Source organism: Cyanothece sp. BG0011 (genome assembly GCF_003013815.1).
Taxonomy (GTDB): domain Bacteria; phylum Cyanobacteriota; class Cyanobacteriia; order Cyanobacteriales; family Microcystaceae; genus Crocosphaera.
In genome coordinates, this window is record NZ_PRLH01000140.1 from 1 (window position 1) to 14,671 (window position 14,671).

A 14,671-nucleotide genomic window follows, 5' to 3' on the forward strand; every position below is an offset into this window, starting at 1 on the left:
TTTTATTATGCTGAAAATAAGCCTCCATCACTTGCCGTACCATGGGCGCGGCCACCGAACCGCCACCTCCGCCAGAATGCTCTGCAAAGGCAACCACCACAATTTCTGGGTTATCGTAAGGGGCAAAGCCACCAAACCAGGCATGAGACTCTCCTGGGGGGGCTTCTGCGGTGCCACTTTTACCGGCTGACGGGGGTAAACTCGGAACATTTAGAGCTTTTCCGGTTCCACTGGAAACCACGGCCCTCAGCCCTTCTCGTAGAATTTTCAGGGTACTGGGTTTAAGTTCCATCGAAGTGCGCCATTTTTCCAGGTCATCCTTTTCCTCAAAGAAATGAGGTTTTAAGCGATAACCTCCGTTGGCCGGCACTGCGAACATAATAGCCACTTGTAGGGGGGTAGCTTGGGTAAACCCTTGACCAATGGACATATTCACCGTGTCCCCGTCGGTCCATTCCCAATCATAATTTTCCATTTTCCATTCATTATCGGCAATTAAGCCGGCTGCCTCTTCTCCGAGTTCAATGCCCGTTTTAGACCCAAACCCATAAAGACGGGCGTATTTAATGAGGGTTGGCCCCCCCACGCCGCGGCCAATTTGACCATGAAAGGTGTTACTACTCCAGGCCATCGCCCTGACATAACCCATCGGTCCAAAGCCGGCCCGATTCCATTCTCCGAAGGCGGTTCCTCCTACGTTGAGATAGGCGAAGGTACTTAACACCGTATCGGGGGGATATTTGCCCGATTCCATGCCGGCGGTGGCGGTGACGACTTTAAAAGTAGAAGCGGGGGGAAAGCCCCTTAAAGCGCGGTTAACGAAGGGATTTCCTTTCTTTTGTAGCCGTTTCCAGGTTTGGGGGGTGATTTGAGTCGAGAAAATATTAGGGTCAAAGGTCGGGTTACTGGCCATGGCCAGAACCCCTCCCGTTTGGGGGTTAAGGGCAACCACTGCCCCAATACGTTCTCCTAGGGCGGCTTCTGCTGCTTTCTGTACGTCGAGGTCTAGGGTTAGGGTGACATCTTTACCGGGTTGGCCGACTTTTTGGCCTAAGACTTTCATCACTTTACCGGCCCCATCCACTTCTAATTCAATGCCGCCCCATTCTCCTCGTAACTGTTGTTCATAGGCCGCTTCGACCCCCATTTTCCCGACAATATCCCCTAAGCGATAGCCCTCAGAACGTCGTCGCTTCAGTTCTTCGGCGTTGAGTTCTCCGGTGTAACCTAAAACGTGGGCTGCTATTTCTTTATTAGGATAATCGCGAACGGTTTCAATATCGACTTCTAGGCCGTTTAATTCGGTTTTAAATTCTTCTAAAGCGGTAATTTGGGCAGGATTTAAACTACGAGCAATTCTAATTAGGGTTGAGGCGTTATAACCGGCCTGTTGAATTTTACTTTCAATACTTTCTTCAGGAACGGACAGGAGTTGAGCTAAATATTTACGATTTTGCGGCCAGTCCGGTTGATTAACCACCATGGGCCACAGATAAGCTGCGTGGGTGAGACGAGTGGAGGCTAAAACCCGCCCTTTGCGATCAAAAATATTGCCCCGAACAGGGGGTTTAGGAACGATGCGAACCCGATTATTTTCTGCTTTTTCTCGAAAGTCTTCCCCTTGCATTAATTGTAAAAAGGCCAGACGAGTGCCAATGGCCCCTAAGAGGATGACACTGACAAATAACATGATAAATAGGGGTTGACGTTGTTGCCCGATGGTTCGGTTCGTCTTTTTCTGTCGCGTATCGTAGGAACTATAATTATCGGTAGGTATGGCGTTTTGCCATTTAGACCGAGAGGATTGTTTAAGCCACATATTGCCGAGGAAACTAGGTATTAAGTTTCTAGGATAACTTTTTTCTGATTTTATCAAAGGAATTACCCATAACCTCAGTTCCCAATAAGCAAAGGCAGAGTGATTAAAATAAGATAACTATTAAGTCACTCGGCCTATAAGTTTCATGATTTATTGTCGGGGTTGCATCACAATAGGTATATTCATTCGAGCTAATAACTCAGATACTTGAGTTAAGTTTTCAGCAGTGGGTTCAATTTGTCCAAGATTAGCCACTAAACTACTTAATTGATTGACTTGATTTTCTTCGGAAAAACTGTCAATGGGAAAAGAGCCAGATTCTAGATTTTCCATGACCGCCATCACTAAATCATCGCTTAATGATAGGCCAGAAAAGCCAGCCGGTGCCACTTCATTTTCCCCTTGACCACTGGCAGTAACGAGAGAATAATTAATCTGGTCAAAGTCGATATTTTCTGTTGATAAATCATTGGGTAAAAAAGTTCCTCGAATTTCGGGTTGTAATAAAACAGGAACGTTTTGATTGGTTTGAGGTTGTATCCGTCCGTTACGAAAGGTAAAAGGAATACTTAACTCCACAAAACCTCTGATTTCAAAATCAGGATTAGGATTTCGGAGTAGGCTATCGGTGAGATTCGGTAATAGTTGCACCGTTGCCGTCTGTCTTGAGGGTAACGTAAATGAACCGATAAGAGAGTAATTAGCCGAAAAAAGACCTGGAGGCAAAGCAAAAATATTTTCTAGGGGTAAATTATCTCCCGCAATATCATAGAGTAAATTGACATTATTCTGACTTAAACGTCGGTCTAAATTATCGGGAGTGGGTGCGCTTGAACGAAAGCGAAAACTAAAGCGAATGTCTTCTCTGAAAAGGTTAGTAATGGTTAAAAAATAGCCTTGAACCACTCTTCTGGCAACCCCTTGGAAGGGAACAGGAATCGGACTTCTTGGAGCAATGGGTTTGACTAACAATTCAAAAGTTGATACATTAATCGTCATTGTTTTATGTCCTTAATTTGTGAAGGTTTTCAACAAGCAATTTCAGTATGACTCGTCATACCTAATCATTCAACAGAAGTTTAAGAAGTTAAGATAAGATTTTAAGCAATTGAATTTTAGATAATTGATCTGTCTTTAATCGATTTGAACCATTAATATATTGATGAAGACAGACCAGGGAATGGGAAACAGAAAATTTTTACGAAAATAGTCAAGAGGCAACAAAGGTCTTTGTTGAGTCTCCTTTGTCAAGGGGATTTGGTATCATATCCTTATTCAGTGAGTTCGACGAAATCTTAACAATTTATCTGTTAAACTTTGAAAGAAAAGCCAGGAAAAATCCTAGCTTTGTTGAATGTTTAGGTGTGTTGTAATCGGAGTTTATGAACGAATAGGACATTTAGCACTCATCTTTGTCATCCCCTGGACAGTCTTTACCATAGACGATAGAACTGTCAGAGAAAGGGTTAGAAGACGCAATGGCCATGGTCTCGACACCGAAAACAACCAACAGCGAAATTGCCATTATTGTCGCTAGTTTACGTTTTATGGTTAGTTTCTTGTTCATGGTTAGGTCTCTCCTTAACTCACACCTGGTTAGAGGGTTTCTTTTACCCTCTACTCTGATCATAGGAATCCTTTGTTAGAATGTCAGTCCCATTGATCACTAATTTTTCTTGTTTTCTGTAGGAGGTAACATGGAATTAAGTAGAAAATAGTAGAATTAAAATCCGTTTGAGAAAGGACAAAAGCAAAGGATTAATCTTCTTAAGTGACAATAAAAGCCAATTTTTTTCTAAATCTCATGATCGCTGTTCCCCACTACATCAGTCCCCAAGATTATCTAGATATCGAAGGCCAAAGTCCCATCCGTCATGAATATCGACGGGGTTTAGTATATGCCATGGCGGGTGGGACTGATAACCACGATCGCATTGCCCTTAACCTACTCACTCTGATTAACTTGCATTTAGGGGACTCTAGAGACTGTCGGTTTTACTCTGGTAATGTCAAAGTTAACTATAAAGATGAATATTATTACTATCCTGATGCTTTTGTCACCTGTGACCCCCGCGATCGCCAAGATCGTTATCTGAAACGGTATCCCAAAATGATCGTTGAAGTCCTTTCTCCCAGTACAGCCGTTTTTGATCAAGGGGAAAAATTTAAGGATTATCAACAGCTTGAAACCTTAGAAGAATATGTCTTAATTACTCAAGAAAGTCAGGGTGTAGAATGTCGTCGTCGTAATGCTACGGGGACTTGGGAAACGATGATTTATGAGAAGGATGATCCCGTAATCCTCCAAAGCATTAACCTGAAGTTAGCCATGGCTGATCTGTATCGTGGCATAGATTAGGGGTGAAAATCATCAAAAAGCACTCAAGTCAACTGTTACAATGCAATTGATTATGACTCTAAGGGCAAAATCTTTGACCCAATCTAGACAATTTTTGTTTTAATTAATCTTATCTATTTATGCGATCGCTATGAAACCAAAAAACTGGGATCAATTCCTGAAAGAAGTTGCCAATGATCAAAATTTAAAAGGAAGATTGAGAGAGATTTTTTTAGTCCGGTTTGCTTATGAAAATTGGCGTAAACCGGATACAGAAGTATGGGAACTAGCAGAAGCCGCTAGTCATGAAACTTATAAAAAGCAAATGACGGAGTTATATAGTTCTTTTTCCAGTGAAAAAGCCAATGGTTGTCCTGAATTAGACCCCCGCAGCAAAGGGCCAGGAAAGTTTCAAATCTTAAGAGAATGGTTAAAAGATATCAAATATCCTGAGTGGAAACAAACCACAACCATGCCGACGTTTACCACTTTTCCTATGGTGGATACTCGTACCCCCATTAAAATTGATTCTCCCATTTATATTCCCCGTCCCCCCATTGAATCAGATTGTTGTCAAACCATTCTCAAACCGGGTGCGTTAATTCGCATTAAAGCCCCTGAAAAAATGGGTAAAACTTCCCTGTTAAAGACCATTTTAGCCCATGCTCAAGTTAATGATTGTCGCAAAGTTTACCTAAATCTGCGATCGGCTGAATCGGCAATGTTTAGTAGTTTAGATAAATTTTTACGCTGGTTTTGTGCCAATATTAGCAGAGAATTGGGTTTAAAACCGCAACTAGACGATTACTGGGATGAAGAATTATTTGGGAGTTTAGTGAGTTGTAAAACCTATTTTCAAAGTTACGTTTTAGAAAATATTGATCGTCCTTTAGCCCTAGGATTAGATAATTTAGATCGCATCTTTGAATATGCTGATATTGCTAAAGATTTTTTACCCATGTTACGCTATTGGCACGAAGAAGCCAATAACTTAGAAATTTGGCAAAACCTACGTTTAGTAATTGCCAATTCAACGGAAGTTTATATTAAATTAGATGCCAATCAATCTCCGTTTAATGTAGGAAGACAAGTTAAACTACCAGGATTTAACTTAGAACAAGTGTTAAGCTTAGCAAAATATTATGGATTTGATTGGTCTGAAAATCCTGAAAAAGAAGAATTTGCTAAAGATTTAATTGACATGGTAGGAGGACATCCTTATCTCATTCGTTTGGCTTTGGATGGGTTAGCTTATAAGAATATTTCCGAAGATAAACTATTAGCAGAAGCCCCCACTCAAGGCGGCATTTATAGTGGTCATTTACGTCGTCATTGGGATAATTTACAATCGTCTCCTGACTTAGCAGAAGCAATGAAAGAAGTGGTAAAAAGTGATAATGGCGTTCAATTAGAACCGTCCGTTGCCTACAAATTAGAAAGTATGGGATTGATTACTTTAGTAGGAGATGAAGCTCAACCCAGTTGTCAATTATATCATCGTTATTTTGCTGATAATCTTTAGAAAAGTTATTAGTTAAACGGTTGAAAACTCAAAAGACAATATGATACCAATAAAACCTAAATATATTGAATGATAGAAAACCCCAACAGTTCATTAATGTAGGGTGGGTTAGACGGCTATAATCTAAGTTATAATAAGACCATAATTATTCGTCGTAACCCACCATTTTAGTTGAAACAGTCCACTTCACAGTCCACTTCTGATAATGTTATTAAACTATAATCCTCGTCATTGTTTACCCTCTGCTGAAGAATTACCCGACTCTGATGATACTCCTGTGGATAACGAATTACAAGACTTAATCCCCCATGTTCTTAAAGATAGTTTAGCCTTAATTTGGGAAGAGAGAATGGACTGGTATTTTGGGGTAGATATGGGAATTTATTATGACCCTGAAAACCCTACAGATGTTATTGTTCCCCATGGGTTTCTAAGCGTAGGAGTTCCCCGTATTATTGATTCAGATTTGAGGTTATCTCATGTCTTATGGGATGAACTGGTTATCCCCACAATGGTGTTAGAAGTTGTCTCTCAAACCAGACGAGGAGAATATACGCAAAAGAAAGAAGATTACGCAAAAATAGGGATTTTATACTATGTCATTTATAACCCTTTAAGAAAAAGAAAACCCCGTTTAGAAGTGTATCAATTAAACAATGGAGAGTATGAATTATTACCAGGGGAACCGGTTTGGTTATCAGAAATTAATTTAGGAATCGGTAGAGAAATCGGAGTTTATCAAGGGGTAAAAAGAGAATGGTTATATTGGTATGATCAACAAGGTAAACGCTATTTAACCCCTCAAGAAAAGTCTAAAAAATTAGAAGAAAAATTGAGAGAATTGGGTATAAATCCCAATGATATATAACTTAGGAATTTCAGATTATCATTAAACTAGAAATTATCAAATTTTTATGATACAAACCACTCAAAAAATTAGCGATCAAGAACTAATGAAACTCAGTTCTCAGAACCCAGAATTGAGATTTGAACGCAACGCAGATGGAACTTTAGTAACGATGGCACCCACAGGAAAAATATCAGGAAACAGAGAAGCGAAAGCAATCACTTATGTCTCTATTTGGGTACAAGAAAACGACTTAGGAGAGGTGTTTAGTTCCAGTACAGGGTTTAAATTACCGAATGGTGCAGTTCGTTCTCCTGATGTTGCTTTTGTAGCGAAAGATCGCTTACCTTTAGGGTGGGATGAAGGAGAAGATGAATTTTTTAATTTAGCACCAGATTTTATCATAGAAATTAGGTCTAAAACTGACAATTTAGATGTCTTAAAAAGTAAAATGGAAGAGTATCTAAATAATGGGGTTAAGTTAGGGTGGTTAATCGATCGCCATAACCGTCAAGCTTTAGTTTATCGTCAAGATGGTTCGATTACTATCTATCCTGCTGATGCAATTTTAAACGGAGAAAATGTTATCCCTGGATTCACTTTTACTTTAAAAATCTTACTGTAAGACCGATTACTATTCCCTATTACCCGTTCCCTGTTCCGGAGTTCCCTATACTTTCTTGAACCTCCCGTCGCCCAAAGCGAGGGATTCCCTTATAGACTCTTATCTAGACCGAAGTCCCCGACAGAACGCCATTACAGGGCTGTTTGTTTAACGGACATATTAAGCTGCCGAGGACACCTCGGCAGTCTTGTCCTCACGTTCACGGGCGCACCGACCGCAAACGGATCTAAATTCTATTCTGTTTTTTGGCTGTGCTTTTCAGCTAAACCTAATATACCAGTCGCGTCACCCTTCGGGTTCGTTAGTCGCTCATGGGGGAAACCCCCAAGACCGCGCTAACTCACCATTACAATTGCTAGGGCGATATTTGTCCCGACGATCTGAGGTAAGGGAGGCCAATCCCCTTAATATCTTACGCGCATTACCGCTATTTGGAAGAGTAGCACAAAACCAGCAAACCTTGCCCGAAATTCATCCCGTCAGCGTAGCCTATGGTCTTCTTTCGGGAAGAAAAGATAAAAAAAGATCGCCTCTTAATGAAAGAAGCGATCGCCTAAAATGTACCCAACAAAGACTTATTTAACGAAATGCTGACCGCGATTATAAAGTTCGCGAGCATAGTCAGTCCAAGCACCCTGTCCCCAATAGCGGAAACAGCTAGTTTCAACTAACATGGTGTAGAGTAGAGCTTCTTGGTACTCAGGGGTGCGAGTGACATTAGCGTCTTCTTTAACACGATTATCGAATTTTTGGTGGAAACCGGCACTCAGTTCGTTCATGGGTCCGAGGACGTTTTCGTACCCTTTAACCCAACTGAGATCATTAGTCCAAGATGCACCATCCATATGAAAGCGATCGTCTTCTTTTTCTAATTCTGCGATCGCCTTATTTACCTTCTCAGGAGTTAGGTTATCAGTACCGATTTTATTCCAAATTTTGTGTTGTCCCACTGCTTGGCAAACGGGATAATCATCTTCGGTAACACCGGCCTGTTCTAAGAGTTCGATGTATTCAGTTCCATTGAACCCAACTACACCCTCATTATTATCCTTGATGCTATAGAAAGCATTGCGGAAACCGTCAGGAAACTCATTCATCATCACGCCGCCGTTTTCTCCGTCAGCGATCTGAGAAACACAAGAAGGAACTTCTACATTACCTACTTTTTGCTTTCCTCTGGCTTTAGCTTCGTGATAGGGCTGCATTTGAGCCACTAACTTGGTGTCAGACCCTTGAGTTTTGATTAACGCGGTAATACTGATAACTTCGCCGTGAGAGTTACGGGCAACTAAACGGTTAGGAACATATTTATCGTCACCGTTTTTGTGGAAGTCATCCCCATTCAACCGTTCTACGGAGTCCTCTTGCACCAATAACCAACGATAACCACAGTCTTTCAACGCCTTGATATATTCGTAAAGCGTATCAGGGTTATTCGGTAGGTGCATTTCTGGGGGAGAGAACCCTTTAACCCGTCTGAGGGCATCATAACCGAACAAAGCAGCGAATTGATGTTGCCACGCTTGGATCTGTAATTTTAGGTCAGGAATGGGGGTAGAAGGGGCAACCGCATGACTCCACATGGTTCCTAACCATTCGACATAAGGCTGATATTGGGGGTCACAAGCCATCTGCTTGAGGGGTTCAAGGATGTCATGTCGGGGAGTTTGTTGAAAATCCCATAATAAATTTCCAGAATAGTCCAACATGATGCGAGGATTGCAACCATTATTAACTAATTCAGGGATAAACTCAGCAATTCGCTTGTAACACCAAGCAAAGGTAGGGGCGTTATGATTATCTCCAATATGTTGATTTTCAAACATATGTTGGAGGTTGCTAATTAAAGCACCATCTTGACCTGCTGGGATGGTGGGTTGGTGCATATGAAGGGCGCAAGCAAACCCTGATTTTACATTAGCGAGATTGATATTAGAATGAGGGGCAAAAATAGGATCATTGTGGTTCACAACTGAGGCGATTTCGTCTTCCCAACCACTAATGGGAGGTAGTCCTGGCTTCGTCCCATGAATATGGTATCCGTTAGAAGAGGGTGCTGCTGCAATCATATTTATCGGTTTTCCTTCAAATCTTGATCAAGATAATTTGATTGTTTTTTTAGCTCGTCACACTTAAATCAAATTTATCTCTATAATCTGCATATTACTATACATTTCGAGTAAGTAAACATTAAATTTTAATTAAGTTTTTAACAAGGGGTTAAACGAGTTAGTCTGGGCAAGCTATTTTTAATAATTTCTTTACTGTAAGGTATTAATTATGGATTCTTTACCTATTTACTCTTTTTTTTCTAATTTAACCCTAATTAAACTTATCGTTAGAATAAGACTGTAAGGATAAAAATCGTAACCGTGAAAATTATCTTCTCTTTTTTGATTCTTGTTCCGTTTTTAATGTCTTTTTTAAATTATCTTGATTTCATAACTTTTGCAAGATTAACTAAGTAGTTGGACATAAATATAATTAACTGTCTTAAGAAATGTAAACAAGCTGTAACCCCTTAAGGTGCGCTTTCCAATGGCGAGGGAACCTCGCCTTGGGTCGCACCTCTCCCTGCTCCCTACTCCGGCGCTCCCCCGCTCACTTGACAGTAACGTTTATTTTTGTCCAGGTACTTAGCTGTCAGCTATCAGCTATTTTTTGATAACCCTGAGTGCTGAATGCTTTTTTATGCAACATAGTGACAGGCTTGGCCGTCTAACCCACCAGTCACCTTTTTAAGATTCTAATCAGAATCATTGAATGAGGGTTATTTACAATCAAAGTATTTGCAAGACTAATCAAGGATCACTATGACTGCTGCACGCGATTATTTACCCACACCACCCCCCACCCGTTACCGTCGTCGTCCGCAAAAAACGACTATAACCCGTCGTTATCAGTCTGTTGCTCCCAAAACCGTTACGCCTCGTCCGTCTGAATCTCGTTCTAAAGTGACTCGTCTCCAAACGAAGTCCCAACGCCTACCGTTAGCCTTACAATTTCTCTTACTGGTACAAAAAAGTTCAACCACCTTCACCTGTGGTTTAGTGGCCATTACCTTGGGGGTTTATGGTTGGACCGTTTATGCACCCACCCTGTGGAGTCAAGAATTTTCTAAACTCAAAACCCTACAAAGAAATGAACGTCAACTGGCTGCCACCAATGAATCTTTAAAGCATAAAATGGCAGAACAAGCAGAGGAACCGGCATCAGGGTTAACCCCTCCCAACCCTTATCAATCAATCTTTCTCTCCCCTGCTGAAGTTCCTGTGATTGAGATAACCGAGCCAACACAAAAAACGAAAAAAACCCTTGTTATTACAGAAACCCCTGTGGCTTATTAAGCAGTCAGGGCATAGCAAAAGGTGTCAAGATTATAATTGTTTTTCTGAAGCATTTGATAACCCCTTCTCACACTTGAACAGGCCATGGTTAACTCTCGATTTCCATCTCGTTCTAATCGTTCTAAAAATACTCGTCAAACTCGTTCTGCTAAAAAATCAGTCCCTAAAAATAGAATTACACGGCGATCGCCCAATGCTTCAAGAGGCAGGGGTAAACCGAAACCCCCTCCTTTACCGAAGTTCCGTCTATTGTTAGTGTGGGCGGTTTTGGTGAGTGGAATGTTAGGGTTAGCCTGGAAGGCCTATCAATTACAAATTGTTCAGGCCGAAGAATTAAAACAAAAAGCCCGTTTGCAACAAACGGTTAATATTCGCCCTTATATTCCACGACGCTCGATTATTGACAGTGAAGGTAATATTCTAGCCACCGATCGCCTCGAATATATTTTATATGTCCATCCGATTCAATTTAAACTGCCCGAGGCAGAGGTGGCGGCCAAACTGAGCAGTGTTCTTGAAAATCGCACCCCCCAGGAACTAATGGAACGGTTCAAACAACGGAAAACAGGGATTCCTGTTGCTAGAAGATTAACTGAAGGGGTGGCCAAACAAATCCAAGGATTAGGGTTAGATGGGGTAGAAGTCAACGAAACCTATCGCCGTTTTTATCCCCAAGAAAAAATGATGGCCGATGTCGTAGGATTTGTAGACCATGAACGACAAGGGCAAGCCGGGGTAGAATTAAGTCAAGAAAAACTCTTACAACGGGATTTAGAAAGCTTATACGTCCAAAGAACCGCCCTCGGTGCGATTCTGCCCAACTCCTTACCCCAAGATTTACTTAAGTCTAATGATTGGCGGGTGCAATTAACAGTGGATATGCGCCTGCAACGGGCGGCCCGTGCGGCTTTGCAACAACAGGTGCAAAAGTTTAACGCCAAACGGGGGGCCGTTATCGTCATGGACGCAACGGATGGCTCTATTGTCTCTTTGGTGTGCGAACCCACCTTTGATCCCAATGAATTTTATGAGTCTAGCATCGAATTATTAAAAAATTGGACCGTTAGCGATTTATACGAACCGGGTTCTACCTTTAAACCCATTAATGTCGCTTTAGCCCTTGAAGCCGGGGTGATTCAACCGAACACCGTTATTCATGATTCTGGGTTGGTGACGGTGGACGGTTGGCCCATTAAAAATGCCTCTAAGATGGGTAATGGCTCTATTAATATTGCTGAAATTCTGCAAACTTCGAGTAATGTGGCCATGGTTCACATGATGCGACGGTTGAAAAAGGAAGATTATTATAATCGTTTACAACAGTTAAATATTAACCAAAAAACAGGCATTGATTTACCCGGCGAAGTGGCCGGAAGACTCAAAAGTAAAGAAGTGTTTACGGAGCGATCGATTGAAGTGGCCACCGCTTCTTTTGGTCAAGGATTTTCCTTAACCCCCATGAAATTAGTCCAGTTACAAGGCGCTTTAGCTAATGGAGGAAAGTTAGTCACCCCTCATTTGGTGAAAGGGTTAGTGGATACAGAAGGAACCCTACACTGGCAACCGGATTATCCCACTAAGCAAATTATTGATCCAGAGGTGAGTCAAACGGTGGTGGAATTAATGGAAACCGTGGTGGCTCAGGGATCAGGAGAACCGGCGAAAACAGAAGGGTATCGCATTGGAGGGAAAACCGGAACGGCACAAAAAGCCGGCCCCAGGGGGGGTTATTTACCTAATGCGAAGATTACCAGTTTTGTGTCGATTTTACCTGTAGAATCCCCTCGATACGTGGTTCTCGTAGTAGTAGATGAACCGAAAGGGGCTAACACTTATGGCTCAACAGTAGCGGCCCCTGTGGCTAAATTAGTTATGGATGCGTTGATTTCTTTGAAAGGTATTCCACCAGCAAAATAAGCAGAGGGTGCAAGGCCATACTGCTCGGTTAACCAAAAAAACTCACTGTGACTGCGGGGGAGCAGGGAGCAGGGAACGTTATTGTTTTCCCCTAAGACTTTGGATTTATCTCGAAGAACTTCGATCCAAATGGATGTATCAATCAACAATATAGCGATTTTTTCTGACGCTCTCCGTACTAAAACCCTCTACAAATTCAATTTCACCTGCTAGTTCTAAAAGGTCTTTTTGGGTGTTTCTTTTGACCAATTCTGCTAAAGCAAAATTCACTAATTCTTTTTTAGTTCTCAATCCTGTAATAGCAAAACCTTGTTTGACAAGTTGTTCATCTAAATCAATATTAGTTTTCATACTGACCAATCATGTACACAATACACAACATTATACACCTTATGTGCAGAAGTTAACTGATAGAACTACACATTATAATTAGACCTTTGTCCTCTAAGATTATATTAGTTATGAATTTTACATGAATCTATTGGAAGATGATATAAAGTTAAATCATAGCAGTACAAAAAATGTAATTTCAAGTTAATTATCAAGAAAAAGTTATGACGTTAGAACAAAAAATTGCCAATAGTTTCCAAATGAGTGATGAAGTTTGGGAACGTCATACAAATCCTTGGAGTGTTTGGACAAGGTTGACAGTTTTACCATTAATCATTTTAGGGGTTTGGAGTCGAATTTGGCTAGGGTGGTGGTCAATTTTAATTGTTATGATTGCTTTAATTTGGAATTGGCTTAATCCTCGTTGTTTTCCTGTTCCTAAGAATACGAATAATTGGGCTTCTCAAGCAGTTTTAGGGGAGAGAATTTGGTTAAATCGAGATCAAAGTAATATTCCTAGTCATCATCAATTAGCCCCTTTAATTTTAAGTGGAATGGCTGCATTGGGGATAATTTTTGTGGTTTTTGGACTGGTTAAATTAGCTGTTTATCCGACTTTAATGGGTGCCATTTTAGTTTATACTGGTAAGTTATGGTTTTTAGATCGAATGGTCTGGTTATACCAAGATTTTGAGGAATAAAATTTTTATTAAACAATGAACAGTAAATTTACTTATAAACCCCTAGAAACTTCTCAAGAAGCTAAAGCATTAGGAACAATTCTCGGTCAATGTTTTACAGGGTTTCCAGAAGATAAATGGGAAAAATATCACGAAAATATTGGCGTGGATAATTTCCGAATTCTCTGTCAAGATAAAACAGTAATCGGAGGATTAGCCATTTATGTGATGGGTCAATATTTTGGGGGTGAATCGATTCCGATGGCGGGTATTGCTGCGGTAGGAATTGCTCCAGAATATCGCGGAAAAAAAGCAGCAACGGCTTTAATGAGTGAGGTTTTAAAAGAACTTTACAGCAAAAATATTCCTCTGTCTACCCTTTATCCTGCCACTCAACAACTGTATCGTGGAGTGGGTTATGATCAGGGTGGTATTCATTGTCAATGGGAAATTCCTTTGAGTCATCTTTCGGTTAATAATCGTGTTTTACCTATCGAAAAAATAGAAGATCCTCAACCTGATGAGTTTCAGGAATTATATCAACAACAAGCTAAAAGAAATAATGGTTATTTAGACCGTTCTTTATCCATTTGGAAAAATATTTTTAACAATGATAAAGGAAAAATATATGCTTATTTAATTGGAGAAAAAGATAATCGACAAGGTTATTTAATTTATCAGCAAGTTGTTGTTAATGGTCAAGTTTATTTAAAAGTTAAAGATTGGGTTGCTTTAAATTCTTTAGCCATGCAACGGTTATGGACTTTAATTAGTGATCATCGTTCTCAAGTCAGTAAATGTCAGTGGAAAGGGTCATTTTATGACTCTAAAATGTTATTATTACCCGAACAAACAGGAAAAATTATTGATCATGATATTTGGTTTACCAGAATTATTGATGTGGTAAAAGCCTTAGAAATGCGTCCTTATCCTAGTCAGATAGAAACGGAATTAAATTTTGCTATTGATGATCCTTTAATTTCTCAAAATTGTTCTAATTTTCAACTACAAATATCAGGAGAAAAAGGGAAAGTAACCAAAGTAGAAAAAGCAGATATTAAAGTAAATATTCAAAGTTTAGCCTCTTTATACACAGGATTTTTAACCGCTAAACAATTACATTATTGTGGAAAATTAGAAGCAAATGACATACATTTAGATAGTTTAGAGCAAGTTTTTGGTTTACCTAGTCCTAGTTTACCTGATTTCTTTTAACTAACAGCAGTAGGGTGGGCAATGCCCACCT

Annotated in this window: 14 protein-coding genes; 9 read left to right on the forward strand and 5 right to left on the reverse strand. The window is 40.3% G+C overall.

Features of this window, described 5'->3' with window-relative positions:
• From mrdA to C4E06_RS29250, 3 genes are all read right to left on the reverse strand, one after another.
• A partial coding sequence (gene mrdA, locus C4E06_RS17575; protein ID WP_107669232.1) for a penicillin-binding protein 2 occupies window positions 1-1,819 on the reverse strand: 1,819 nt, incomplete at its 3' end.
• A gap of 150 nt (window positions 1,820-1,969) precedes the next feature.
• A complete protein-coding gene (locus C4E06_RS17580) occupies window positions 1,970-2,818 on the reverse strand; it encodes a hypothetical protein (protein WP_107669233.1) in 849 nt (282 codons plus the stop codon).
• A gap of 400 nt (window positions 2,819-3,218) precedes the next feature.
• Window positions 3,219-3,344 (reverse strand): hypothetical protein, encoded by a 126-nt coding sequence (locus tag C4E06_RS29250; RefSeq protein WP_255412160.1) that lies wholly within the window; start codon window positions 3,342-3,344, stop codon window positions 3,219-3,221.
• A 279-nt stretch (window positions 3,345-3,623) separates the two neighbouring features.
• Here C4E06_RS29250 and C4E06_RS17585 point away from each other — a divergent pair, with 279 nt between their 5' ends.
• From C4E06_RS17585 to C4E06_RS27375, 5 genes are all read left to right on the forward strand, one after another.
• Window positions 3,624-4,178 carry a Uma2 family endonuclease gene (locus tag C4E06_RS17585; RefSeq protein WP_107669234.1) on the forward strand — a complete coding sequence of 185 codons (555 nt, stop codon included), beginning with the start codon at window positions 3,624-3,626 and terminating at the stop codon, window positions 4,176-4,178.
• Window positions 4,179-4,308: 130 nt separating this feature from the next.
• Window positions 4,309-5,679, forward strand: a complete 1,371-nt coding sequence (locus tag C4E06_RS17590) for an AAA-like domain-containing protein (protein WP_107669235.1) — start codon at window positions 4,309-4,311, stop codon at window positions 5,677-5,679.
• A 205-nt stretch (window positions 5,680-5,884) separates the two neighbouring features.
• On the forward strand, window positions 5,885-6,547 hold the full coding sequence (locus C4E06_RS17595) for a Uma2 family endonuclease (RefSeq protein WP_107669236.1): 663 nt from the start codon (window positions 5,885-5,887) through the stop codon (window positions 6,545-6,547).
• A 46-nt stretch (window positions 6,548-6,593) separates the two neighbouring features.
• Window positions 6,594-7,151: a Uma2 family endonuclease gene (locus C4E06_RS17600; RefSeq protein ID WP_107669237.1), complete on the forward strand. Its 558-nt coding sequence runs from the start codon at window positions 6,594-6,596 to the stop codon at window positions 7,149-7,151.
• 187 nt (window positions 7,152-7,338) lie between these two features.
• Window positions 7,339-7,734, forward strand: coding sequence for a hypothetical protein (locus C4E06_RS27375; protein WP_157951180.1), 396 nt, complete (start codon window positions 7,339-7,341; stop codon window positions 7,732-7,734).
• On the opposite strand, the gene C4E06_RS17605 is transcribed toward C4E06_RS27375, so the two are convergent.
• Entirely contained in the window at window positions 7,727-9,220 is a 1,494-nt protein-coding gene (locus tag C4E06_RS17605; protein WP_107669238.1) for a glycosyl hydrolase family 57, read from the reverse strand. The two genes, C4E06_RS27375 and C4E06_RS17605, sit on opposite strands and share 8 nt — an antisense overlap.
• 744 nt (window positions 9,221-9,964) lie before the next feature.
• Between C4E06_RS17605 and C4E06_RS17610 the strand changes: the two genes are divergently transcribed.
• Together C4E06_RS17610 and C4E06_RS17615 are read left to right on the forward strand one after the other, a co-directional pair.
• The gene (locus tag C4E06_RS17610) at window positions 9,965-10,498 is read left to right on the forward strand and encodes a hypothetical protein (protein WP_107669239.1); all 534 of its coding nucleotides are present in this window, start codon (window positions 9,965-9,967) and stop codon (window positions 10,496-10,498) included.
• Between the two features lie 84 nt (window positions 10,499-10,582).
• Window positions 10,583-12,415, forward strand: a complete 1,833-nt coding sequence (locus C4E06_RS17615) for a penicillin-binding protein 2 (protein WP_107669240.1) — start codon at window positions 10,583-10,585, stop codon at window positions 12,413-12,415.
• A 138-nt stretch (window positions 12,416-12,553) separates the two neighbouring features.
• Here the strand turns inward: C4E06_RS17615 and C4E06_RS17620 are convergent, their stop codons facing one another.
• Complete coding sequence (locus C4E06_RS17620; RefSeq protein WP_107669241.1) at window positions 12,554-12,766, reverse strand: type II toxin-antitoxin system VapB family antitoxin; 213 nt, start codon at window positions 12,764-12,766, stop codon at window positions 12,554-12,556.
• A 203-nt stretch (window positions 12,767-12,969) separates the two neighbouring features.
• Between C4E06_RS17620 and C4E06_RS17625 the strand changes: the two genes are divergently transcribed.
• Together C4E06_RS17625 and eis are read left to right on the forward strand one after the other, a co-directional pair.
• Window positions 12,970-13,446 carry a DUF6653 family protein gene (locus C4E06_RS17625; protein ID WP_107669242.1) on the forward strand — a complete coding sequence of 159 codons (477 nt, stop codon included), beginning with the start codon at window positions 12,970-12,972 and terminating at the stop codon, window positions 13,444-13,446.
• 15 nt (window positions 13,447-13,461) lie between these two features.
• Entirely contained in the window at window positions 13,462-14,640 is a 1,179-nt protein-coding gene (gene eis / locus C4E06_RS17630) for an enhanced intracellular survival protein Eis (protein ID WP_107669243.1), read from the forward strand.
• The last annotated feature ends 31 nt before the right edge of the window (window positions 14,641-14,671 follow it).